Here is a 19,909-nt window from a genome sequence, read left to right as displayed (position 1 = left end):
GACGCCAAGATCACCCAGATCTACGAGGGCACCAACCAGATCCAGCGGATCGTGATGGCGAGGAACCTGCCCTGACCCGCGCCACGGGAGGTCAGCGGGCGCTTACGCCTTGGTCGACTGGCTTGCGTCGGCTGAGGCGGAGCGCTGCCTGGGGACCTTCCGGGGCCGCTTGGGAGATTTTTGGGAGATCAACTTCTCCTGCTCCTCGGTCGTCGGCATGGGCCCGTAGCCACGGTCTAGCGACGGACGGAAGGAGTCCTCCCAGAGGGACTGCAGCGTCTCCGCGATCTTCAGTTCCATCGCGAGCGTCGTGTGACTGTAGACCCCCTCTACGCCTTGCAGGGTGTGCCCCATGCGCTCCTCGACGGCGACCCTTGGGTGCCCAGCCTCGTCCAGCGCCACTTTCTGCCCGTGGCGCAGACCGTGGGGGTCCAGACCGGCCATACCCAGGACCGGCCGGATTCCGGGCTGCGCCCCGTGCCCGCGGCGCGACGGGATGGGTGCACGCCCGTCCACGATGGGTCGCCAGGTGTAGCTGTAGAAGTCGCCGCCGATCAGCAGCCGCCCACCCTTTGGCGCGGTGAACACCCACTCCCCCGACTGAGCTTCGAGCAGGCGCCGCAACAGGTCGGCGAGTCCACGGTGGATGATGAGCCCGCGCCCCGAGCCGTACTTCGCGGGAATCAGCGCAGGCTTCCCGTCGACGTACTGCGACTGGTGCTCCAGCAGAATTCGGGGCCCGGCATCGTCGCCATCCAGGTGTAGTCGATCCCGGGTGAGCCCGGCCAGCTCGCCGATTCGCAGTCCGGTGTAGTAGCTGGTGAGGACCATGGCGTACATCGGCAGACCGCGCAGTGCGAGCGCGTTCCGGGCGACGTACAGGGCCTGCCGGGCGTTCGGGTAGACGCGCTTGGGCTCGCCCCGCTTGGACACGTACTTCCCGCGCCGCCCCTTCCTCCTGCTGGGCACCGGGTTGTCGACGCGCAACTTGGAGGCGACTGCGTCGTCGAGCATGGTACGAAGCAGACTCCGGATGCCGGAGATCGAGTTCTCCGCATATCCCTCCTCGCGGAGTTGCCGCTCCCAGGTGGTGTAGGCGACGGGAGTGATGTCCCCCACGGGAGTTGCGCCCCACCGCGGCAGGATCGAGGCCGCCAGGCGACTGCGGTAGTCGCGCAGGGTCAGCGGCCCCACCTCGATGGACTCAATCCACGCCGCTGCCCAGTCGGCGACGGTGGACCGCCCACTCCGAGGGTCGATGAAGGTCCGCCGCCGAACGTCTGCCTCCAACTGCTCGGCGAACTGCTCGGCGGCCCTCTTGGTCCGGAAGCGCTGGCCGTCGTCGTCCTGGCTGACGCTCCCCCAGCTGCCGTCGGGCCGCTTGTATCGACCACGCCACCACTTGCCGCGCTTCTCGGCGTGCGCCATGTCAGGCGGCCGCGGGCATACGCCGCCAGAGGCCCCGCTGCTCGCTGATGCTCCACACCTCGGCCAGCATGTCGGCCACCTCCCCGGCGGTCAGAGTGTCTCTGATCCAGATGATGACTGATCCGGGCTGGTCGTCGATGATGATCGCTGCCCCGCCCGGCAGTTCGGGTACACGGATCGCGCGCACCATGGCGCCCCCTCACTCAGGATGTCCCCCTTGCGGTGACTGAATCCTGACACAGTGGGTGCTGTGCGTAAACGGGCTATGCGCATTTAGTGACTATCTGCGTGCGTTCTCAGTTACTTGACTCGCCGTCAATGCCATGTAGGGCGCGGTGGATGCGGCTCCACTCGGCCAGGTCCTCGTCGGTGGGCTCGCTGGCCGCGTCGTCGGTCTTCCAGACCACGATGAAGCGTCCGGCGCCGGGGCGGTCCACGACGGCGGAGTCGACGACGTGCCCTTGGCGAAGCTCGTGCCTCAGGCGTAGGGGCATCCCGTCCGCCAGTTCACCGCCCCCGACGGTCCCGGCCGCCGGGCTGGCGACGGTTGCTGGTTCGCCGCCGCCGAGGATCGCCTCGGCTGATCCGGAGTCCCAGCCGAGCGCTGCCTCGATGGCGGGCATGGTGGTCGGCAGCCGCTTCCGCTCGCGACCTCCCTCCACGAGGTAGACGGAGGACTCTGACACGCCGGCCCGCTGGGCGAGGCCGGCTTGGGTGAGGTCTAGCTCGCGGCGCCGGGTCTTGATCTTGGCCGCGAGGCGACTCCAGTCGGCAGTCATGCGACTCATCATGCCGCACGGCTAGGCAACACGCACCGAGTGGTAACCCGATCTGACCAGCAGTAACGGGTGGAAACCCATGGAAAACGTTGCCTCTGTGCGCCGCCCGTGCGCCGCTTGACCGGCCGAGAAGCCCGCAGAATCCGTTAGAGTCCGGCGCAACGCCTTGCTTTCATGGTTTTTAACGGGTTAGATTCTTCCCGTGAGACCGAACGGGGCCGCAATCAAGGCCCTCAGAACCACGCACCAGGTGAGTCTCCGCTGCTTCGCGCAGCTCATAGACCGGGACCACGTCTTCCTGCACCGGATCGAGTCCGGCGAGCGGGGGGCGAGCCCCGAGACCCTGCAACGGATTGCCGCAGCGCTGGATGTCCCAGTCGCCGCCATCACTAGGGAGAACCCGTGACCACGACGCTCGTGGACCCCGCTGAGGCCCCGCCGGGCCTGACCGACCTGATCGCGCGGCTCGCCGCCGGTGTCGAGGCGCTGGCCGGCGTCAGCGGCGCCGCTCTGGAGCTGAAGTTCTTCACGCCCGAGGAGGCTGCGCCGATCCTCGGCAAGACCCCGAACTGGGTGATCGAGGCGTGCCAGAACGGACGCATCCCGTGCACCTACGTGGGCAAGAGCCCGCGTCTCACGGCGCGCCACCTGCGGCTGATCGCCGAGGCGAACGAGCGGACGCCGAAGGCCTACGCGCCTGCCGTCCGACGCCTCCGCGCCGCCGCCTGATCCCCCACGTGGAAGGGCCGCCCGAGGGCGGCCCGGGCGCCGCAGCCACGGCGCCTGACCTACCCCACCACACCAATGAGAGAGAGGAGTAGGCCGTGACGAACGAGCCTACCCGCACGACCATCCCCACCGACCCGGACCGGGTGCGCGAGTTGCGCGATGCGCTGCCGGTCGACCGTGTTGAGATCCGCCACCTGCTCGACGAGCACGACGCCGCGTTCGCCGCGCTGGCCACGGCCGGGCGCAGCTGGGCGGTGGCGGCATGAGCGAGCCGACGATCCGCCACCTTCACGCCGTGATGGGCGAGCTGCTGAACCTCCTGGCGACCGTGCCCGGCGTCGACGACCCGACGGTCGTCACGTGGGACGTGGGCCGGCAGCCGGGCGGCTACCCGGCGCTGCGCGTCACGTCCGTGGGCAGCCACGGGCCGGAGCTGCTGGAGGCCGTCTCCCGACTGCTGGGCGGGGAGCAGCGGCGCCAGCAGGACGGCGAGGCACTGGAGTCGGCCACCGGCGGCTGGACGCAGATGACGACGCTGCACGCCTCGTTCGGGAGCGTCTCCGTGCAGGTCACGGCGTGGCTGCCGACGGACGAGCCGACCGCCGATCAGGGCGAGGGCGGTGCCCGATGAGCGAGCACACCGAGTTGACGCCGAAGCGGCTGGATCAGATGGCTGAGCGGTTGAACGACGCCCGCCGCGTGTCCGCTCTGGCGAGCTGGCCGCTGGGGCTCTACCGGGACGTTGCACGCCAGCAGGCCGACAGTGCCGCGCTGCTTGCCGAGGTCGCCCGGCTGCGGGCCCAGGTCGCGGACCTGACGCAGCAGCGTGACGCGGCGCGCGCGGTGGTGGCTGAGCAGCAGGAGCAGTTGTCCGCCGCCCCGCCGCGGCCCGCCGGACCGGCGCCGGGCGAGGCGCTGCGGGACGCGGCCGACGAGATCGTGGCGGACTGCCCCGACCACGGCTCGGACGACCGCGACACCGGCTACATGGCCTGCCACTGCGACGCGGCCGACTACCTGCGGCGCCTCGCCGACGACGCGGACGCCGGCCCGACGCCGGGCGAGGCGCTGCGGGACTCCGCGCGACTGTTCCTCACCTTCGCGCTGGAACTCGCCGCAGACCAGATGTCCCTCCGGCCCGACGAGTTCGACGCGGACGACCAAGCCGACCTGGAACGGCTCATGCGGCTGGCCGGGGGTGGGTCGTGATCGTCGCCCTGATGCTGGCCGCTGCCGGCGCCGGACTGGCCGCGCTGAAGCTCGCCGCCGACGGCGACCACCACCCCATCACCACCCTGCGCCGCTGGAGGCATCGATGAGCACCGAAATCACGCAGCACGGCGGCGCCCTCGCCATCCGCTCCGACCAGACCGCATGGACTCCCGAGCAAGCCGCCGTGCTCCAGCAGTCGGGCATCGACAACGAGGTCACCGGCGCCGAGCTGTCCAGCTTCTTGCACCTCTGCCAGCGCACCCAGCTGGACCCGTTCTCCCGGCAGATCTACCTGATCGGCCGGTACGACCGGAGGGCCGGCCGGAAGGTCTTCACTCCGCAGACGAGCATCGACGGGTACCGGGTTACTGCGCACCGCGCCGCCGCGAAGGCCGGACACTCCCTCGGCTACGAGGACACGGTGTGGTGCGACGCGTCGGGCCGGTGGTTCGACGTGTGGTTGTCGAGTGAGCCGCCGGCCGCCGCGAAGGTGGTCGTCGTCCGCGACGGACAACGGTTCCCCGCAGTGGCGAAGTACAGCGAGTACGCGCAGACCAACCGGGACGGCGCGCCGATCGGGCTGTGGACGAAGATGCCCGCGACCATGACGGCGAAGTGCGCCGAGGCGCTCGCCCTCCGGATGGCGTTCCCGCATGACTTGGCCGGGGTGTACACGGCCGAGGAGATGGCGCAGGCCGAGCAGTCGGACGCCCCGGCGCCGGCTTCCGCTCCGGCCCGGCACCTTCGGCGGGTCCCGGCGGGTGAGCCGGACCCGTGGGCGACGCCGGCGCCGGAGCAGCCGCAGACCGCCGCGCAGGGCCGGGACTACCTGCACGAAGCTCACCAGGCGCCGGACGCGGACACGATCCGTCGGATCTACCGGGAGGCCGCTGCCGACGGCGCCCGCCCCGTGTACCTGGAGCAGATCGCCGAGGTTGGGAAGGCCCGCGCCGCCGGCGCCCCGCAGCCGGCCGAGGAGGCGGTGGACGCCGAGATCTTGCCCGACTCGGCCCCGGCCACGGTGAACGAGCACGCCGCCGCCGTCGCCGAACTGCGCGCGTTCGCCGCCGAGATGCAGCTGGACGACATCGAGTCCGACGCCTACTCGGCGCTCGGCGCCCCGCTGGCCGACGTGTCGGCCGCCGCGATCCGTGACCTGCTCGCGCAGCTGCGCGGCACCGCCGCCTGAGGAGGCCCTGATGAAGCTGAGCGACTTGGCCTTGGAAGAGGCCGCGTTGAAGACCCTCGCCGACACGGTCACGGAGCGGCTGAAGGACGTGCGGGCCGCGATGCAGTGCGAGTTGGACGACGTCGGCGTGGGGCAGGTGGAAGCGCGGCTGCCGGACGGCACGAAGGTGGCCACGATCTCCCGCACCTCGCCGAAGCCAGCCGCCGCGGTGACCGACGCGGAGAAGTTCCTCGCGTGGGTACGGGAGACCTACCCGCCCGAGGTCGTCAGCAGGGTCGTCACCGAGGTGCGGACTGCGTTCGCGACGCGGCTGCTGAAGGAGATGACGGCCGCCGGGGTCGCGCAGGTCTGCGACACGGAGACCGGTGAGGTGCACGACGTGCCGGGTGTGGAGATCCGGGCGACGCGCGCGGCGTCGCACTCGGTGCGGCCGGTGGACGGCGGCCGGGAGGCGATCGCCGAGGCGTGGAGGTCGGGGGCGCTGGCGCACCTCGCGATCCCGCAGATCACCGGCCAGCCGGCGGGCGAGGACGGTGCGCGGTGAGCGCCTACGTGCCGCTGATCGCGGTGGCGGCCGGCCTGATCGCCGTGGGTGTGGGGCTGGTGGTGCTGGCGCACCTGCCGGGCCTGACCCGGTCCACGGGCCCCGTGCCGGAGCCGACGCCCGGCGAGGCCGAGCTGGACGCGTGGCGGGCCGCCCTGGCCGCCGAGCTGGCCGCCGACCTCGACGGTGCCCTCCGGCGCCACGGCCTCGCCGACACCCCCTGACCGGTCCCGCCGGCCGGTGACACGGCCCGGCCGGCGGAACCCCCAACACACCTGACCTGAGGAGATCGAGATGACCCAGCAGACGCCGCGTACCGGCCGCTGCCAGCACTGCCAGCAGGTCCGGCCCCTGTTCCAGCACGAAGGCGAGTTGCAGTTCTGGGGCTACACCCCCGGCGACGCCGCGTGGCTGTGCGCCCGCGACTACAGCGCCCGCGAGACCGCCATCGAGAACGGCCTCCCGTTCCACATCGACACCGACCTCGTGGTGTTCCCCGAGGACCAGCTGCCGGCGGTGCGGTTCTACGGCCCCGACGGCGGCGAGCTGACGGCGAGCGCGTCGTGACCGCCGGCGCCTGCCCGAAGTGCAGCGGCGGCATGGAGACCTGCGTCTGCGGACGCCCCAAGACCCTCATCCGCCGCTGACCGGCACCGCCACGGCCGCCGCCCGGCCCGTCCGAACCGGGCCGGGGGCGGCCACCCAAGACGATACCCAGGAGCACACGATGACCGACCGCCCGTACACCGACGCCGACCTCCGCGCCGAAGCGGCCCGACAGCACCACGCGATCACCGAGGACCCCGACTTCGTCGGTATCGGCGAACAGATGGAGTCCACCCCGATCCCCAGCCGGCCCGACGACGACTGGGACGACCTCGACGACGACGCCTACGAGGCCGCTCAGCGCGCGATCGATGACCTGCTGGGCGGCGCCGCCGACGTGTCCCGCTGGGCGATCGACCTCGGCGCCGACGGACTCCAGCCCTCCACCGAGCACGCGTTGACCATGCAGGCCGACGAGCGGCCGATCGTCCGCATCCACTTCGCATTCGACCCCGACATGCCGACCGAGATGCGCAACGCCCTCGTGGAGGGCCTGGGCGACGCGATCGCCGACCACCTGGGCGGTGCGTCGTGACCGGCACCCAGCTCCAGCTCCCCGCCGTGGTCGCGGGCGTCGTGGACCCGGCGGCTGGCCGGGCGGCGCGAGACGCCGGCATGGCCCGCGCCGAGCAGCGCACCGCCCCGTCGTGGGCCGCCGCCTGCCAGGCCGCCATACGGGTCATGGCCGCGCGGGGCGTGCCGTTCCAGGCGGCGGACATGGTCGCCGAGGGCTTGGTGGACGAGCCAGCCGACCACCACCAGTGGGGCCCCCAACTCGCCATCGCCGCCCGCCGAGGCGTCATCCGCGCCCACGGCTACGCCCCCTCCCGCCGCGCCACCACCAAGGCCAGCGCGTGCCGCCAGTGGATCGGCACCAGCGCCGGGACGGAGGTGGCGGCATGACCACCACAACCAGGCCCGCGCCCCCGCACGGCACGCGCGCCTGCTATCTCCGCGGCTGCCGCCGCCCTCCGTGCAGGAACGCGAACTACCGCTACAACAAGTGGTACAGCGCCCGGACCATCTCCGGCCGTATCCGCACCAGCGCCGGACCCGCCAGCTCCCACGTCCAAGCTCTGTGCGCCGCTGGCTGGTCCCACGGCCAGATCGCCGCCGCCGCAGGCACGGCACGGTCCACCATCGGACGGCTCGCCGCCGATGCTGTCGCCGGCATCGCCCCGACCATCGCCAGCGCGATCCTGGCCGTGCCTCTCGGCCCCCCACCGCCCGCGCGCGACATCGAGGACAGCGGCACCCGCCGCCGGCTTCAGGCACTCGTCGCCATCGGCTACTCCCTCACCCGGATCGCCGACGCGGCCGGCCTCTCCCGCACGGCGCTCGGCCACATCGCGAACGGTGATGTCGCCGGGGTGCGGCCGACGACGGCCCGCGCGGTCGCCGAGGTCTACCGGCGCTGGTCCGGCGCTGACGGCGGCTCGGCTTGGTGCCGCACCTACGCCGCCAAGCAGGGCTGGCACGGCCCGGCCGCCTGGGATGACATCGATGACCCGGACGCGGTGCCGGAGGCCGACGACACGCCGCCCACCCGGCACCGGGATCGGCTCGCCGCCGAACGCCGCGCCGAGATTCAGCACTTGGCCCGGTTCGGCGTCCCGGAAGGCGAGATCGCGGCCCGCCTCGGGATGCGGCCCGCCTACGTCCACGACATCATCCGCGCACTCAAGGAGGCAGCGTGACCAGCCCCTACGCCCGGTCCACGGCCGCCCCGGCGGGCCGGTGGCAGGACCGCGCCGTGTGCCGCGCCCTGCCGCCCGCCGTGTTCGACCCGCCCGTCGGCGACTGGGACGCCGTCCGCGCCGCCAAGGGCCTGTGCCGGGTGTGCCCGGTCGCGGTGACCTGCCTCCGCGAAGCCATGGCCGAGGAAGGCGGGATGGGCGCCCAGCACCGGGCCACGATCCGCGGCGGATACACGCCTGAGGAGCGCGTCGCGATCCACCGCACCTACGCCGCCGCCCGCCGCGCGGCCACCCCAACCCCGACCAACTGACCAGCGAGAGAAGGCCGCAGTGGGAATCCGCCTGTTCGTCGAAGTCCTCGACCACGCGCCAGCCACGTTGACGTGGCGCGAGCGATGGGCGCTCGGCGTGCTGGCCGAGACCGCCAACGACGCCACCCGGGAGTGCTGGCCGGGCATCGAGGACGACCCGGTGATCGCTCACCGGATGCGGCTGCCGGGTCGGTCCAGCCGGTACGAGGTGATCAAGGCCCTGCGTCAGAAGGGCGCGTTGGAGGGGGTGTCGGCGGGCCGCCGGGGACGGCGGGCGGTGTACCGGATTCCCGTTCTGCGACCTCTCGAAGTCGCTGGAAAGGGTCCGGAAACCCCGGACGCTATCGACGAGAAAGGGTCCGGAGTTCCCGGACACAGCGTCCGGAGTTCCCGGACCCAATCGGAGACAAAGGGTCCGGAGAACCTGGACCCTAACTCGGAGATAGGGTCCGGGTTTCACCCCGATAGGGTCCGGGTTTCACCCCGAAAGGGTCCGGGTTCTCCGGACCCCTTCCCCTCATACCCCTCACACTCCTCAAGCCAGCCAGCTAGCCAGCAGGCCACCGACGAGCCGGGCGACTACGGCATCCCCGACGACGCTCGCCCCCTCGTTGACGGACTCACCGCCGCCGGCGTCGTCGTTCGCTGGCCCTTCCAAGGCACCGCCTGGTTCCCCGTGCTGGCGCTCATCAAGAAGTGCGGCGTGACCGCGATGGTCGAACACGCCACCCGGGCCGCCGCCCGCGCGGAGGTGTCCTCGGCCCGCTACTTCATGCGCGGCTGGGGCGAGTTGCCTCCGCTGCCGCCGCCCGGCACCGCCCGCCCCCAGTTGCGCGCCGTGAACGGCGACCGCCAACAGCAGACCACCGACGACCTTTTCGACCGCGCCATGGCCCGCGCCCGGGCCCGGATGCAGCAGGAGATCTCATGACCCCCGACGAGACCGTGGTGCTCGCCCGCTACGTGCGGGCCCTGTGCCCCCAGCAGAGATTCGACGAGTTCACCCCCGACGCCTGGCACGACGTTCTGTCGGCCTACGACCTGCCCGCCGCGCGCCGCGCCGCCGCCACGGTCGCCGGCCGGCAGCCGTTCGTCTCCCCCTCGGAGATCATCGCCGAGATCCGGCGGCAGCGGGCGAACGCCGCTGCGGACTACGTCGGCCCCGGGCTGACGGCCGAGGTGCCGGACGCTGACCCGGACGACGTGACCGCCTACCTCGCCGCCCTGCGCGGCCAGCGGACCCGTGCCGCGTCCGGGCTGGAGCGGCCCCGGCCCGTCGCCCAACTCCTCGGCGGCGTCGGCCGGGCGGTCCCCGCGCCCCGCCGCGCGCCCGGCCCCATGTCCATCCCTTGCCCCCGTTGCCAGGCGCCCCTCGGCACAGGCTGCCGGTTGCCGTCCGGCCGTCCGCGCGGCGCCGGACCCCACCGCGAGCGCGCCACCGCCGCGCAGCAGCGATGGGACGCCGCCTCGTGACCGGCCACCGCTGCCCGCGCACCTGCCACCGCTGCCCCGACCTCGACGGCGACGTGATGCCCGGCTGCATGGGAACCGCAGCCAACCAGGGCGGCCCCGACACGGCCCGCCTCCTCACCTGGTGCACCTGCTCGGTGGGCCTGACGCTGCCGCAGGAGGACAACCTCGCCCTGCGCGTGGCCCAGTTGGAGGCGCGCCTCGCCGAACTGGCGGACCAGCTGTGACCGCCCCGCCGGCGCTGCGCCGCCCGCGCCCGCCCGAACTCGCGGTCGCCTGCCCCTGGTGCCGCGCCCCGGCCGGCGCCCGCTGCACCACCCGACGCGGCCGGCCCCTCACCGCCAGCCACCCCAGCCGCACCACCGAGAGGACCGAGACATGACGACCGAACCGACCTTGCGCCTGCTGAGCCTGGGCGCTGGCGTGCAATCCACCACGCTGCTGCTGCTCGCCGCCGAGAGGCGCATAGGCCCCCTGGACGGCGCGATCTTCGCCGACACCGGCTGGGAGCCCGCCTCCGTCTACGCCCACCTTGACCGGCTGGAGCGCGAGGTTGCCCAGCCGGCCGGCATCCCCATCTACCGCGTCTCCGCAGGCCGCATCCAAGACGACGTCCTCGACCCCGACAAGCAGCGCTCCCTCCCCGCCCACACCATCGATCCGGCCACCGGGGACCGGGGAATGCTCAACCGCCGCTGCACCCAGACCTACAAGCTCACCCCGATTCTGCGGCAGGTGCGCCTGCTCCTCGGCGCGGCGACGTCCGACCCACGGCCGTGCCGGTACTGCGACGGCACCGGGACCCGCATCGCCCCGTGGCGGGCCAAGCGTGGCGACCACGTGCCCGGCCCGTGCTCGGTGTGCGGCGGCGTCGGCTCGCTGGCCCGTGTCGGCCAGCCCCCGCGCGACCGGTGGGCCGAGCAGTGGATCGGGTTCAGCGCCGACGAGATCGGCCGCGTCTCCACCCGAGCCGACACACGCTACTCCCGCTCCCGACACCCGCTGCTGGACCTGGGCATGTCCCGCGTGCAGTGCGAGGCGTACCTGCGGTCAAAGGGCTGGGGCAGCACCGCGAAGTCGGCCTGCATCGGCTGCCCGTTCCACGGCAACGCCGAGTGGCGCCGCATGCGGGACACCGACCCCGACTCGTGGGTCGAGGCCATCCGGTTCGACGCCGCGTACCGCACCGGGCCCGGCCTGCGACACCAGCGGTACCTCCACATCAGCCGCAAGCCCCTGGCCGAGGCGCCCATCGACCGCATCCGGCCGAGCGAGTACCAGCAGACCACCGTGTTTGACCAGGTGTACGAGACCGAACTGGAACGAGCCGAGATGGGCGACCCGGACGGATGCTCCCCATGGGCCTGCCGCAGCGGCGAGCCGGTCGCTCGCGAGCTGGGCGCCGGATGACCCGCCGCACCCTCACCACATGGGCCCCGTGACCCCGCAGCAGGACGCCCGGCCGGGGGATAGCCGGCCGGGCGCCCCACCACCCCACCACACCAACCACCAGGAGGACCACACCGTGAGCTACCCGCAGCTGTTGACCCCCGAAGAACTCCGCATCCGCACCCGCCAGGCGCTGTCCCTGCCCCCGATCGTCGTCATCTGCGGCAGCACCCGGTTCATGGAGCAGATGGCAGCGGCCGACCTGGAGCTGACTGCCGCTGGCCGCATCGTCGTGAAGCCCGGATGCGACATGAAGACCCCGCACTCCCTGTGGGCGGACCCGGCCAACGCCGAGCGCATCAAGGCCGGGCTGGACGACCTGCACCGCGCGAAGATCCGGCTGGCCGACGAGGTGCTGGTGGTCGGGGACTACATCGGCGACTCCACCCGCGCGGAGATCGCCTACGCCCGGGAGCTGGGCAAGCCCATCCGGTTCACCCACCCCGAGGTCGACCCGGCTGGTGCCCGGTGAGCGGCCCGTCGTCCGCCCCGCGCGGCGAGCACGCCGGCCGCCCGGGCGCCACGTGGGAGACCGAACTCGCCATCATCGGCGAGGTGTTCGTCCCCGACGGCCAGCCCGAGCCCCGCCCCAACCGGGCCGCGCGCAGGGCCGCCGCCCGCGCCGCGCGGCGCAACCGAACCACGACCACTGAGGAGACCGACCATGCCTGAGCCCGACTACCCGCTGACCGTCGCGTTCCTCGGTGACCCGTACCGGCACCGCGCCCGCTGGGAGCCCGACGGGAACACCGTGCGCACCGCCTGCGGCAAGGCGGGCCGGTACTCCAGCAACGGCTGGAACCGCCCCGCCTGCACGACCTGCACCACCCTGCCCAACCCCACCACCGAGAGGACCACCCGATGACCAACCAGATTCCGACCGTCCGCGCGGCCGCGTCCCGGCTACGCGCTCTGGCCGCCGACGCGGCCGAGGCGTCCGGCGCCGACACCTGGACCGCCGACCAGCGATCCCGCCGCGCCGCCGACCTCACCGCTGGGCCCGGCCAGCGGCTCCTCCACGGCGGTAGTGGCCGCGTCGCCGGCCGCTACCCGTTCGTTTTCCCTCCGGTCGCCGACCTGCTGGAGCGAGTCGCCAGCGAGGCGGACGAGGACGGCCACGAGCAGTGCGGCTGCGCGCCCGACGCGTGCTCCCTCGCCGCCGCCGTCGCGCTGGCCCGACACCTGGAGACCGACCATGTCTGACCGCTATTCGAGCATCGGCGAGGCGATCGCCGCCGCCATGGCCCACAACGCCCGCATGGCCGCCAAGGCTGCCACCGCCCCCACCGTGGCGCCCCACGGGGACCCTGACGGCCCGCCAGCCCTCCGGGTGGACGCGGATGCCACCGAGGGGGAGAACGACGCCCAGGTGGACGCACAGCGCCGCTGCACCGGCGAATGCGACCGAACCAGCGGCGCGTTCCACCACAGGGCCGACTGCGCCACCCCCGCGCCGTGACCCCGGTGGCCCGGCGAACTGTCGGGCCACCCACCGGGCCGCCGTAGCCCCACGGAGCCGCCCCAGGGCCTCTCTCGCGCCCGAACTCCCCTCCCCGGCCCCCGAGATAGAGCCGACCTCTGAGAGCCCCTCAGGGGCCCGTATAGCCCCCCGCGCCACCCGCACGAGCACCAGGAGCACGCCATGACCACCCTCGCCCCCTGCTGCACCGCCTGCTACCGCCCGCTGCCCGCCTGGGATCTGGACCGGCTGGCCTGCCCCGGATGCCAGGAGCGTGCCTCCGGCCGCCTGGCCGAGCTGCCGGGGCTGCTGGCCGCCCTGTCGCCGGTCCCGGTCCGCTCGGGCGGGCTGGTCGCCGTCCACGGCCCCGCCGGCAGCCGGCCGCCGATCGCCCTGCACGCCGTCGACCTGTCCGCAGAGGTGCCCGCGCTGTTGGACTCGTGGGCGCGGGACTGGGCGTCGGTCGGCGGCCACGACCTGCCGGAGCGCTGGCTGCCGAACGCGGCGGCCGGGCCGGCGCTGTGGCTCCGCTGGCGCCTCGACTGGGCGTGCCGCCAGCACCCGGCCGTGGAGGAGGCGCTGCGGGAGATCGGGCACGCCTGGTCGGCCGTGCGGTCGGCTGCCCTCGGCGAGCGGGCGGAGCGGCGCGTCGCCGTCGTCTGCCCGTGCGGCGAGCGGCTGCGCGTCGGCGTCTCGACGGACGCGGCCACGTGCGGCGGGTGCGGCACCAGGTGGTCGCGCGGGGACCTGCTCGGGATGCCGCTCGCCCAACGATCGGCGGCGTAGTCGAGTGGCGGCCGACGGCCGGGCCCGTGACCCTGGTGTCATGGCCCGGCCGCCGATCGTCGTGTACCCGCCCACGGAGGGCGGGGGCCGGCGTGTGCGCGTGGACGGGCAGGCGATCGGGCTGGCGCGGACACTGTCTGAGCTGCGGGAGTTCCTGCGGCGCGCGGGGATGCCGAACGCCGAGGACGTGGACCTGTCGGACCCGGCGCTGGTGGAGTGGCGCGGCGGCGGACCCACCCGGTGGTAGCGGGCAACCCGCCTCTACGATCGAACGCGTGTCCGAACTGCTGCCGCCCGATCTCCCGCGCCTGCGCGTGCTGGAGACCGCGCTACGGCTCGCCCTCGCCGAAGTGCAGCAGGCCATCCAGGCGGCAGAAGAACAGGAAGCGGCGCGGGCCCGCTGGTGGATCAGCTGGCAGCGGCGACGCCCCGGCGTCCGCCCGTCCGGCGTGCTGCACCGCGCGGACTGCTGGTGGCGCGGGAAGGCGGACCTCTCGGACGAGCGGGTGCGGGCGCTGCTGGACGAGCACGGCGAACGGATCGAGATGTGCCCCGCCTGCCAACCGCGACCGCCCGCGCCGGAATCACCCCCGCCTGTCAGTCCCGGCTGACACCATGGGGGGCATGACCACGGTGACCCTCCACGGCGGCCCCTGTGACGGCGAACAGCTCGACCTGTCCGCCGTACCCGAGGAGGAGCGGGCCGGCGGTGTCGCGCTCCCGTCACCCGGCTGCGTGTACCCCGGCGGCCGGGCCATCTACGAACCCGACGCCGCCGGCCGGTGGCAGTGGCTGAGGGACGTGCCGTGACCGAGCAGTCAGCGAGCGGTTGGTCGAAGGCCGCGCGCCGCCGGGCCGCCATTCGCCCGCGCCCCGCTTCGCCGGCGGCACCGCCGTGCGACAACTGCGGCGCGGCGGCCGGCATCTACGACCGCACCGACTCCTCCGGAGTGCCCGGCCGCGTTTGCGGCGAGTGCCAGTGGCTCACGGCCGAGGAGTTGGCGTTCGGGTAGCAGCCTGATCCGCCGCGGCGAGGAGCCGCATCCCCCACGCCTCCGTCGCGATGCCGGACGGGCCCTCGGCCAAGAGCGGCAGCACGGCGGCGACCTCAGCGGCGGTCCACGGCTCCCCGGGCCCTGCCGGGTCGGTCAACACCCGCACGGCGGCCGACATCTGCTCCAGCCGCACGCCGCGCGGCAGACCCGCCCCCATCACCGCCACATCCGGGCTCATGACGGCAGACTGCCACGCGGCGGCCACGGGCGGCTACCGCTATCGGGCCAGAGTCACCCCCGCAAGCGGGGACGCGGTAGCGCATAACGTTCCCTTAAGCGCCCTACTTCGGCTGCCCACCCATTGGCGTCGAGATGAAGCGGTGGCGCCCCTCGACACGGGCGACGTAGCGGCGGTGCTCCAGTAGTTCCTCGTACAGCGGCCTCGCTGCTTCCACCGCTTCGGCGGCGGTCGGAAGGAGTGCGGTCGCCCGTGAGTTGCCGAGCCGGTACCCGTTCAGTTCGACAACCCAGCCCGAGGTCAAATCCTCCTCGTCCGGCTCCACGTGGTACAGGATGCCGATCCTGCCTGTCTCGTCGTAAATCTCAGCCTCTTGATCGTCACCGGTCATGCGGAACGTCATGGCCATCGGAGGCTCCTCGGGCAGCGCGGCTCGGCATCAAGTTGGACCAACGGCGAACCCGAAGGTTGCCTTCACAGGCCGATGTCCTCGCTCGCCGCATCGACCCAGCGGTCTGCCCGGCCTACTTCTCGGGTCAGTTGCGGTTTGGCGTAGTCGCCGGTGACGGGGTTCAGGTAGCGGATCGTGACGCCTAGGATCGCGGCCGGGTGTCGCTCGCGATACCGCGCGAAGATCGTGTCCGGGTTCTGGTTGGTGCCCTCGGTCGTGTTGCAGGACCGGCAGAGCCAGCCGCGCACGAGGCCCGTGGCGTGGTCGTGATCGCAGACGAGGTCGCGAACGTGCCCACAAACCGCGCACCTCCCGGCCTGCCAGTTGATCAGGACGCTCTCACCGTCGAGCGCTCCAGCGGCACGCTCAAGGCTCCAGAGGATCTCCGCCTGTTCGGGGGTGCATCCAATCCGGTCGGCATGAGCGAGAAGCTTGTGCCGCGCGGTGTCCTCCGTGGGGACTTCAGTGCCCCATGCCCAACATGCAGGGTTTGCTGTCACCTCGCGCTCGCCATCGCCTCGTCGCGCTCTCGGAGCGCTTGGGAGATGGCGCCGATGCTGGGGTTCTTGCCCTTGTGCTTACCTTCGGCGATCCGTAGGTGGGGTTGGATCTGTCGCAGGGTGAAGCCCTTCTCCCGCAGGGCGACGGCCTGGATGGTCAGCGCCTCCGTCATGACGGGGCGCCGGCCGCCGACTCGTCCGCGGGAGCGGGCTGCGTCGAGGCCGTCCTTCGTTTTCTTGACGATGTCGCGGCGGCGCTCGGAGGCGAGGACGAGGGCGAGTTCGAGGAGGAGGTTCATCTCCTTGTGCTCGCCGGCCCCAACGCCTTCGAGGACCTTGACGGCGATGTCGCGCTTGAACAGCTCGGCGAGGGTCATGAGGCCGGTGAGGGTGTCGCGGCCGAGGCGGTCGACCTCCTGGACGCAGAGCATGTCGCCGCTGCGGAGGTAGTCGACGGCGGCGCTGAGGCCTGGGCGGTCGGCGAGGGCGAGCTTGCCGCTGACCTTCTCCTCGAAGACCTTGATGCAGATGGGGTCGAGCGCGTCGTGTTGTCGGTCGACGTTCTGCTTGTCGGTGGATACGCGGACGAGTCCAACTAGCGCCACGGGGCTCCTCGTTCATCAATCGGTTCGATGTGGGTACTTGAACGATACCTGTTGATGAACCGTTTGATGAACAACTTTCGGTGCGGATTCCCCTCGCGGGCGCACTGTGCACCGATTCCATGTAACGACCGTTAGATGAACAGGTCGTTGGTGCTGGTCAGCGCGCGGTGATGCCCCCTCTGCTGCGCCTGCATCGGGGCATCAACTCCGGTCAGACTTGCCGAGCTTACGAGCGAGCCGACCCGGATGGGTCACGCTCCACAGACTCACGGCGTCCGCGAGACGGTCACGGTCTTTGCCAAGAGCTTCTGCAGCCTCATCGCGCCCTCGCTCCCTGTCTTCGCGCTCCTCGTAGAGAGCGTGTCGCTGCTTCTTAGGGATCAGGAGCAGCTCAACCTCCGTTGGGGAGTACAGGTCATGGAAGTACGCGTTCACGTCCTCGAACTTGCGTCGAACCTCTCCAGGGTCGGGGTCTTCGCCATTGTCCTGACGGGCGTAGTGGTTGGTCAGCGCGCGACGTGCCGCGCTGAACGCTTCGTTCTGGGGATACCACTCCTCGTTGCGCTCGTCCGCTTCGCGCTGCCCCTCTTCCTCTCGCACTTGGCGATCCAGGGCATCGAGAGCGCGGAAGTAGGGTGCTTCCCTGTTGCGCTTCAGGGCCTTGGTGGCGGAGCGGAAGGCGTCGGCGTTGGTGATGACGGCTTCGACTCGGTCATAGAACGGAAGGCCTCTGGCGGTGATGCGGACTCGGGTGACGGCGGTGGAGTAGCGGGCGCCGAGGGTCCTCGGCTGCATGCCGAGGTCGGTAGCTTCGAGAAGATCGGCGAGGGCCTCGAAAGTACGGTTGGCGTGGGCGGCCCGCCAGGTTGTTCCGGAGGTGCGTAGCGCAGCCCACGAGGCGACGGAGGCAGTGACCGTAGCGGTCACGAAGGCCGTACCGACCGAAGCGATGATGGAAACGTCCATACCCGCACCCTGGCTAGCGGAGCCGAGTCCGGCCATCGGTTCGCCAGATCGTTGAGGAAGAACTGAGCCTGCGTCTATGCGGAGTGCGGCGCCTGGCACAAGGGGCAGCCGACGGATGGCGGTCGGCGTCGACACGAACTCCCTCCCGCGACATGACGAAGCGCCCCACCCCGCACACGGCGGGGTGGGGCGCGTTCAGTTGTCGGGGGCGATGCGGGCGGTTCTGGCGTCGACCCTGTTGACAGCGTCGCGCAACGAGCCGCCCCCGTTGGGGTGCAGCTCGTGCTCGACCCGGACGAGGCGCCGCTCCAGGTCGCCGAGCCCCGCGGCGATCTCCGTCGTCCGCTGCTCGATCCGCCCGACGCGCTCCAGCACTCCGGGCCGGGCGGGGACGCCGGGCCGCGCTGGCTCCCCGCGCCAGTCGTCGGCGAGGTCGTCCAGGCGGGCGGCCGCACGGATCGCCGCGCGGCCGGCGCGCCAGAGGCCGGCGAGGAGCGCACACACCGCGGTTGCGGCGCCGGCCCAGACGGCTATCTGCTCGGGCGTCACGGGCGGCTCGCTCTCCTCGCCGCCAGGGGGTCGGCGCGGCTCGGCGTGGGCGTCTCGGTCGCACCGGGCCCGCCCGGGGTAGCGACGGCGGTGAGCACCGCCAGAAGCGCGGCGCCAGCGGCGGTCGCCAAGGCGGCGGGCCAGTCCACCGTCAGGATGTCGACGGCGTCGGCACCGAGCACGGCGGCCAGCACCTGCGCGAAGGTGCGCACGGCCCGCTCCAAGGTGGCGCGCCAGAAGGTCCAGGTGGTCATGGTCAGTCCGTTTCTGCTGGTAGGAATCGTTTTGCGGGTGTCCGCAAAGTGATCAGGCTGGCCACGCCAGCAGGCTGGCGGTCAGCTCGTCTATCTGGATGGGCTCGTCCCCGACGGCCAGCACCTCGGCGACGAGACGGTTGTCGTCGCTCGCGGGGAGGTGGCTCTGCCAGTGGTGGACCGCGTGGAGCCGGCCGCCGTCGTGCACGGGGCTGCTGATCGGCCAGCTCTTCGCGCGGGCCCACTCGGCGCCGGGCTTGCGGTGGTTTCGCGCGGCCCGGAGCTGGATCTCCTGCCCGCGCCGCAGCCCGCTCGCCCTGACGGCGAAGTCCAGGCTGAACAGGTGCGCGCCGCGCAAGATCGTCTGGGCGAGGTCGCGGTCGGACCAGCCGGCGCCCGGCGCCCAGACGCGGTCCCAGGTGATCGTGTACCAGTCGCCCGGTGTCAGCGTGACGCCGCGGCTGCGTTCGAAGTACAGGTGCATCGGGGCCTCCTTGGGACGCTCGTTGGGCGGGTTGGAGCCCCCGGGACTCCAGTCGGCCGGATGCTTGAGTCGTTCGGCGACGCGTCGGCGGACGTCGCCCATGGAGATCCCGGGCCCCCGCGGGTCGACCTTGCCCGGCTGCCACTCGGAGTGGCCGATCACGGAGGTGTCGCCGGTCTTCCCCCAGCCGTGCGCGCGCAGGATCGCCGCCGAGGCGCGCACGATCGCCTCGACTTGCGCAGCCGGCCAGGGGTCCTTGTTGTCGCCGAGGTTGACGCACTCGAAGCCGTAGAACCGCGCGTTCCCGTCGGTGTCCGCCGCGTTGTCGGCCGGCAAGACGCGCTCCGCGATGACCGCGGCCAGCACGTCGCCGTCGCCCAACCCGGCATGGTTGGCGCGGCCGTTGCCGACGAGGTGGACCGTGCCGTCCTTCGCGATCACGCCGTGGCACAGCGGTCCGGGCAGCGCCGAGTGGCCGTCGTAGCAGAGCCGGACGGAGGCGTCGGTGCCACTGGTGACGGTGTGGTGGATCATCACCCCGTGGACCGGCCCCCAGGGGCCCTTCGTGTTGCGGTTGTGGGTGCGCCAGGACCGGTGCTCAACCACGCGCACGCCCTCCGCACGGAGGGCGGCCAACAGCCGGTCAGCGGACAGCGGGGCGGCCATGGCCACCACCTCCAGACATGGGACGGTCCCGCTCCAGGGGCGGCAGCGGGGCGGGGTCAGCGGATGCGGAGGTACTCGATGAAGCTCTGGTTGCGGAAGATCGTCGCGGTGGCGTTGCTGGTGGCCTGCGCGAAACGGAGGGTGCACACCCCGCCGACGGAGCCGACGTTGACCTGGCAGTCCTCGTGGTAGCCGGCGAAGGTGATGCCCCCACCCACCGTCTGCTCTGTCCCGGCGTCCCGGGCCCGCATCGTGATGTCGCCGCCGGCTCCGCTGCTGCCATCGGCCGGCGCCTCGACGCGGCGGACCATGGTCGTCCCCGTCGGGACTGTCCAAGCGAACCGGGCGCCCCCGGCCGACGAGGCGCCGTATGCGGTGCGCACACGGAAGATGTAGTACGCGCCGGCCACCACGGGCACCGCGAGGTCGGTGCTGACGAGGGTGGTTGAGCTGGTGACGGAGATGTCCGCCGGCTGCTCGACGATCGCCGGCTTGTCCTCTTCGAGCCGGCCGGCGGTCACGCGCATCCCGGGTCTCCATGG

Annotated in this window: 38 protein-coding genes and 1 pseudogene; 27 read left to right on the top strand and 12 right to left on the bottom strand. The window is 72.3% G+C overall.

Annotation, left to right across the window (positions count from 1 at the left end; all coding sequences use genetic code 11):
- Nucleotides 1–75: acyl-CoA dehydrogenase family protein (locus tag RM844_RS30580; protein WP_311670695.1), on the top strand; the 75-nt coding region annotated here is incomplete at its 5' end.
- Between the two features lie 27 nt (nucleotides 76–102).
- On the opposite strand, the gene RM844_RS30575 is transcribed toward RM844_RS30580, so the two are convergent.
- From RM844_RS30575 to RM844_RS30565, 3 genes are all read right to left on the bottom strand, one after another.
- Nucleotides 103–1,428, bottom strand: a complete 1,326-nt coding sequence (locus RM844_RS30575; protein WP_311670692.1) for a tyrosine-type recombinase/integrase — start codon at nucleotides 1,426–1,428, stop codon at nucleotides 103–105.
- Nucleotide 1,429: 1 nt separating this feature from the next.
- Nucleotides 1,430–1,618 (bottom strand): hypothetical protein, encoded by a 189-nt coding sequence (locus tag RM844_RS30570; RefSeq protein WP_311670691.1) that lies wholly within the window; start codon nucleotides 1,616–1,618, stop codon nucleotides 1,430–1,432.
- 106 nt (nucleotides 1,619–1,724) lie between these two features.
- Nucleotides 1,725–2,207 carry a helix-turn-helix transcriptional regulator gene (locus RM844_RS30565; RefSeq protein ID WP_311670690.1) on the bottom strand — a complete coding sequence of 161 codons (483 nt, stop codon included), beginning with the start codon at nucleotides 2,205–2,207 and terminating at the stop codon, nucleotides 1,725–1,727.
- 202 nt (nucleotides 2,208–2,409) lie between these two features.
- On the opposite strand from RM844_RS30565, the gene RM844_RS30560 reads away from it, so the two are divergent.
- The 26 genes from RM844_RS30560 to RM844_RS30435 all read left to right on the top strand — a co-directional run bounded on the left by RM844_RS30560 (nucleotide 2,410) and on the right by RM844_RS30435 (nucleotide 14,469).
- On the top strand, nucleotides 2,410–2,613 hold the full coding sequence (locus RM844_RS30560; RefSeq protein WP_311670689.1) for a helix-turn-helix domain-containing protein: 204 nt from the start codon (nucleotides 2,410–2,412) through the stop codon (nucleotides 2,611–2,613).
- Nucleotides 2,610–2,936: a hypothetical protein gene (locus tag RM844_RS30555; RefSeq protein WP_311670688.1), complete on the top strand. Its 327-nt coding sequence runs from the start codon at nucleotides 2,610–2,612 to the stop codon at nucleotides 2,934–2,936. The genes RM844_RS30560 and RM844_RS30555 overlap by 4 nt, the downstream gene beginning before the upstream one ends.
- Nucleotides 2,937–3,031: 95 nt before the next feature.
- The gene (locus RM844_RS30550; protein ID WP_311670687.1) at nucleotides 3,032–3,202 is read left to right on the top strand and encodes a hypothetical protein; all 171 of its coding nucleotides are present in this window, start codon (nucleotides 3,032–3,034) and stop codon (nucleotides 3,200–3,202) included.
- Nucleotides 3,199–3,567, top strand: coding sequence for a hypothetical protein (locus tag RM844_RS30545; protein ID WP_311670686.1), 369 nt, complete (start codon nucleotides 3,199–3,201; stop codon nucleotides 3,565–3,567). The genes RM844_RS30550 and RM844_RS30545 overlap by 4 nt, the downstream gene beginning before the upstream one ends.
- Entirely contained in the window at nucleotides 3,564–4,145 is a 582-nt protein-coding gene (locus tag RM844_RS30540; RefSeq protein WP_311670685.1) for a hypothetical protein, read from the top strand. Before RM844_RS30545 ends, RM844_RS30540 begins: the two co-directional genes overlap by 4 nt.
- 106 nt (nucleotides 4,146–4,251) lie before the next feature.
- Nucleotides 4,252–5,337, top strand: a complete 1,086-nt coding sequence (gene bet, locus RM844_RS30535) for a phage recombination protein Bet (RefSeq protein ID WP_311670684.1) — start codon at nucleotides 4,252–4,254, stop codon at nucleotides 5,335–5,337.
- Nucleotides 5,338–5,347: 10 nt separating this feature from the next.
- A complete protein-coding gene (locus RM844_RS30530; protein WP_311670683.1) occupies nucleotides 5,348–5,881 on the top strand; it encodes a hypothetical protein in 534 nt (177 codons plus the stop codon).
- Nucleotides 5,878–6,105, top strand: coding sequence for a hypothetical protein (locus RM844_RS30525; RefSeq protein WP_311670682.1), 228 nt, complete (start codon nucleotides 5,878–5,880; stop codon nucleotides 6,103–6,105). The genes RM844_RS30530 and RM844_RS30525 overlap by 4 nt, the downstream gene beginning before the upstream one ends.
- Nucleotides 6,106–6,175: 70 nt before the next feature.
- The gene (locus RM844_RS30520) at nucleotides 6,176–6,448 is read left to right on the top strand and encodes a hypothetical protein (RefSeq protein ID WP_311670681.1); all 273 of its coding nucleotides are present in this window, start codon (nucleotides 6,176–6,178) and stop codon (nucleotides 6,446–6,448) included.
- A 160-nt stretch (nucleotides 6,449–6,608) separates the two neighbouring features.
- Nucleotides 6,609–7,022 (top strand): hypothetical protein, encoded by a 414-nt coding sequence (locus tag RM844_RS30515; protein WP_311670680.1) that lies wholly within the window; start codon nucleotides 6,609–6,611, stop codon nucleotides 7,020–7,022.
- Nucleotides 7,019–7,390: a hypothetical protein gene (locus RM844_RS30510; RefSeq protein ID WP_311670679.1), complete on the top strand. Its 372-nt coding sequence runs from the start codon at nucleotides 7,019–7,021 to the stop codon at nucleotides 7,388–7,390. The genes RM844_RS30515 and RM844_RS30510 overlap by 4 nt, the downstream gene beginning before the upstream one ends.
- Nucleotides 7,387–8,184, top strand: coding sequence for a helix-turn-helix domain-containing protein (locus tag RM844_RS30505; RefSeq protein ID WP_311670678.1), 798 nt, complete (start codon nucleotides 7,387–7,389; stop codon nucleotides 8,182–8,184). Before RM844_RS30510 ends, RM844_RS30505 begins: the two co-directional genes overlap by 4 nt.
- Nucleotides 8,181–8,495 carry a WhiB family transcriptional regulator gene (locus tag RM844_RS30500; protein WP_311670677.1) on the top strand — a complete coding sequence of 105 codons (315 nt, stop codon included), beginning with the start codon at nucleotides 8,181–8,183 and terminating at the stop codon, nucleotides 8,493–8,495. The genes RM844_RS30505 and RM844_RS30500 overlap by 4 nt, the downstream gene beginning before the upstream one ends.
- A gap of 19 nt (nucleotides 8,496–8,514) precedes the next feature.
- The gene (locus RM844_RS30495; RefSeq protein WP_311670676.1) at nucleotides 8,515–9,426 is read left to right on the top strand and encodes a hypothetical protein; all 912 of its coding nucleotides are present in this window, start codon (nucleotides 8,515–8,517) and stop codon (nucleotides 9,424–9,426) included.
- The gene (locus RM844_RS30490; RefSeq protein WP_311670675.1) at nucleotides 9,423–9,968 is read left to right on the top strand and encodes a zinc finger domain-containing protein; all 546 of its coding nucleotides are present in this window, start codon (nucleotides 9,423–9,425) and stop codon (nucleotides 9,966–9,968) included. Before RM844_RS30495 ends, RM844_RS30490 begins: the two co-directional genes overlap by 4 nt.
- Nucleotides 9,965–10,192, top strand: a complete 228-nt coding sequence (locus RM844_RS30485) for a hypothetical protein (protein WP_311670674.1) — start codon at nucleotides 9,965–9,967, stop codon at nucleotides 10,190–10,192. Before RM844_RS30490 ends, RM844_RS30485 begins: the two co-directional genes overlap by 4 nt.
- 151 nt (nucleotides 10,193–10,343) lie before the next feature.
- Nucleotides 10,344–11,375, top strand: a complete 1,032-nt coding sequence (locus tag RM844_RS30480) for a hypothetical protein (protein WP_311670673.1) — start codon at nucleotides 10,344–10,346, stop codon at nucleotides 11,373–11,375.
- Between the two features lie 115 nt (nucleotides 11,376–11,490).
- Nucleotides 11,491–11,886 (top strand): hypothetical protein, encoded by a 396-nt coding sequence (locus RM844_RS30475; protein ID WP_311670694.1) that lies wholly within the window; start codon nucleotides 11,491–11,493, stop codon nucleotides 11,884–11,886.
- The gene (locus tag RM844_RS30470) at nucleotides 11,883–12,086 is read left to right on the top strand and encodes a hypothetical protein (protein ID WP_311670672.1); all 204 of its coding nucleotides are present in this window, start codon (nucleotides 11,883–11,885) and stop codon (nucleotides 12,084–12,086) included. Before RM844_RS30475 ends, RM844_RS30470 begins: the two co-directional genes overlap by 4 nt.
- Nucleotides 12,079–12,279 carry a hypothetical protein gene (locus RM844_RS30465; protein ID WP_311670671.1) on the top strand — a complete coding sequence of 67 codons (201 nt, stop codon included), beginning with the start codon at nucleotides 12,079–12,081 and terminating at the stop codon, nucleotides 12,277–12,279. The genes RM844_RS30470 and RM844_RS30465 overlap by 8 nt, the downstream gene beginning before the upstream one ends.
- A complete protein-coding gene (locus tag RM844_RS30460; RefSeq protein ID WP_311670670.1) occupies nucleotides 12,276–12,617 on the top strand; it encodes a hypothetical protein in 342 nt (113 codons plus the stop codon). Before RM844_RS30465 ends, RM844_RS30460 begins: the two co-directional genes overlap by 4 nt.
- A complete protein-coding gene (locus RM844_RS30455; protein ID WP_311670669.1) occupies nucleotides 12,610–12,873 on the top strand; it encodes a hypothetical protein in 264 nt (87 codons plus the stop codon). The genes RM844_RS30460 and RM844_RS30455 overlap by 8 nt, the downstream gene beginning before the upstream one ends.
- Nucleotides 12,874–13,056: 183 nt before the next feature.
- Nucleotides 13,057–13,659, top strand: coding sequence for a hypothetical protein (locus RM844_RS30450; RefSeq protein ID WP_311670668.1), 603 nt, complete (start codon nucleotides 13,057–13,059; stop codon nucleotides 13,657–13,659).
- Between the two features lie 40 nt (nucleotides 13,660–13,699).
- Complete coding sequence (locus RM844_RS30445) at nucleotides 13,700–13,906, top strand: hypothetical protein (protein WP_311670667.1); 207 nt, start codon at nucleotides 13,700–13,702, stop codon at nucleotides 13,904–13,906.
- A gap of 28 nt (nucleotides 13,907–13,934) precedes the next feature.
- Nucleotides 13,935–14,270 carry a DUF6233 domain-containing protein gene (locus tag RM844_RS30440; protein WP_311670666.1) on the top strand — a complete coding sequence of 112 codons (336 nt, stop codon included), beginning with the start codon at nucleotides 13,935–13,937 and terminating at the stop codon, nucleotides 14,268–14,270.
- A 13-nt stretch (nucleotides 14,271–14,283) separates the two neighbouring features.
- A complete protein-coding gene (locus tag RM844_RS30435) occupies nucleotides 14,284–14,469 on the top strand; it encodes a hypothetical protein (RefSeq protein WP_311670665.1) in 186 nt (61 codons plus the stop codon).
- 174 nt (nucleotides 14,470–14,643) lie between these two features.
- Here RM844_RS30435 and RM844_RS30430 read toward each other — a convergent pair whose 3' ends face one another.
- The 9 genes and pseudogenes from RM844_RS30430 to RM844_RS30390 form a co-directional block, all read right to left on the bottom strand.
- Nucleotides 14,644–14,892 (bottom strand): hypothetical protein, encoded by a 249-nt coding sequence (locus tag RM844_RS30430; protein ID WP_311670664.1) that lies wholly within the window; start codon nucleotides 14,890–14,892, stop codon nucleotides 14,644–14,646.
- Between the two features lie 103 nt (nucleotides 14,893–14,995).
- Nucleotides 14,996–15,301 (bottom strand): DUF2188 domain-containing protein, encoded by a 306-nt coding sequence (locus tag RM844_RS30425; protein WP_311670663.1) that lies wholly within the window; start codon nucleotides 15,299–15,301, stop codon nucleotides 14,996–14,998.
- A 65-nt stretch (nucleotides 15,302–15,366) separates the two neighbouring features.
- Nucleotides 15,367–15,843 carry an endonuclease domain-containing protein gene (locus RM844_RS30420; RefSeq protein ID WP_311670662.1) on the bottom strand — a complete coding sequence of 159 codons (477 nt, stop codon included), beginning with the start codon at nucleotides 15,841–15,843 and terminating at the stop codon, nucleotides 15,367–15,369.
- Complete coding sequence (locus RM844_RS30415; RefSeq protein ID WP_311670661.1) at nucleotides 15,840–16,448, bottom strand: recombinase family protein; 609 nt, start codon at nucleotides 16,446–16,448, stop codon at nucleotides 15,840–15,842. Before RM844_RS30415 ends, RM844_RS30420 begins: the two co-directional genes overlap by 4 nt.
- Nucleotides 16,449–16,649: 201 nt before the next feature.
- On the bottom strand, nucleotides 16,650–17,414 hold the full coding sequence (locus RM844_RS30410; RefSeq protein ID WP_311670660.1) for a hypothetical protein: 765 nt from the start codon (nucleotides 17,412–17,414) through the stop codon (nucleotides 16,650–16,652).
- A 195-nt stretch (nucleotides 17,415–17,609) separates the two neighbouring features.
- On the bottom strand, nucleotides 17,610–17,963 hold the full coding sequence (locus tag RM844_RS30405) for a hypothetical protein (protein ID WP_311670659.1): 354 nt from the start codon (nucleotides 17,961–17,963) through the stop codon (nucleotides 17,610–17,612).
- Nucleotides 17,960–18,217, bottom strand: coding sequence for a holin (locus RM844_RS30400; protein ID WP_311670658.1), 258 nt, complete (start codon nucleotides 18,215–18,217; stop codon nucleotides 17,960–17,962). Before RM844_RS30400 ends, RM844_RS30405 begins: the two co-directional genes overlap by 4 nt.
- Nucleotides 18,218–18,767: 550 nt before the next feature.
- Nucleotides 18,768–19,367 (bottom strand): annotated as a pseudogene (locus tag RM844_RS30395) (N-acetylmuramoyl-L-alanine amidase); the annotation flags it as partial.
- Between the two features lie 56 nt (nucleotides 19,368–19,423).
- Entirely contained in the window at nucleotides 19,424–19,894 is a 471-nt protein-coding gene (locus RM844_RS30390) for a hypothetical protein (protein ID WP_311670657.1), read from the bottom strand.
- Between the last annotated feature and the right edge of the window lie 15 nt (nucleotides 19,895–19,909).

The sequence above is a fragment of the Streptomyces chisholmiae genome (assembly GCF_031845445.1).
GTDB lineage: Bacteria > Actinomycetota > Actinomycetes > Streptomycetales > Streptomycetaceae > Streptomyces > Streptomyces chisholmiae.
Note: the sequence above shows the minus strand (reverse complement) of the source record. Positions and strands in the feature narration are given on the sequence as shown.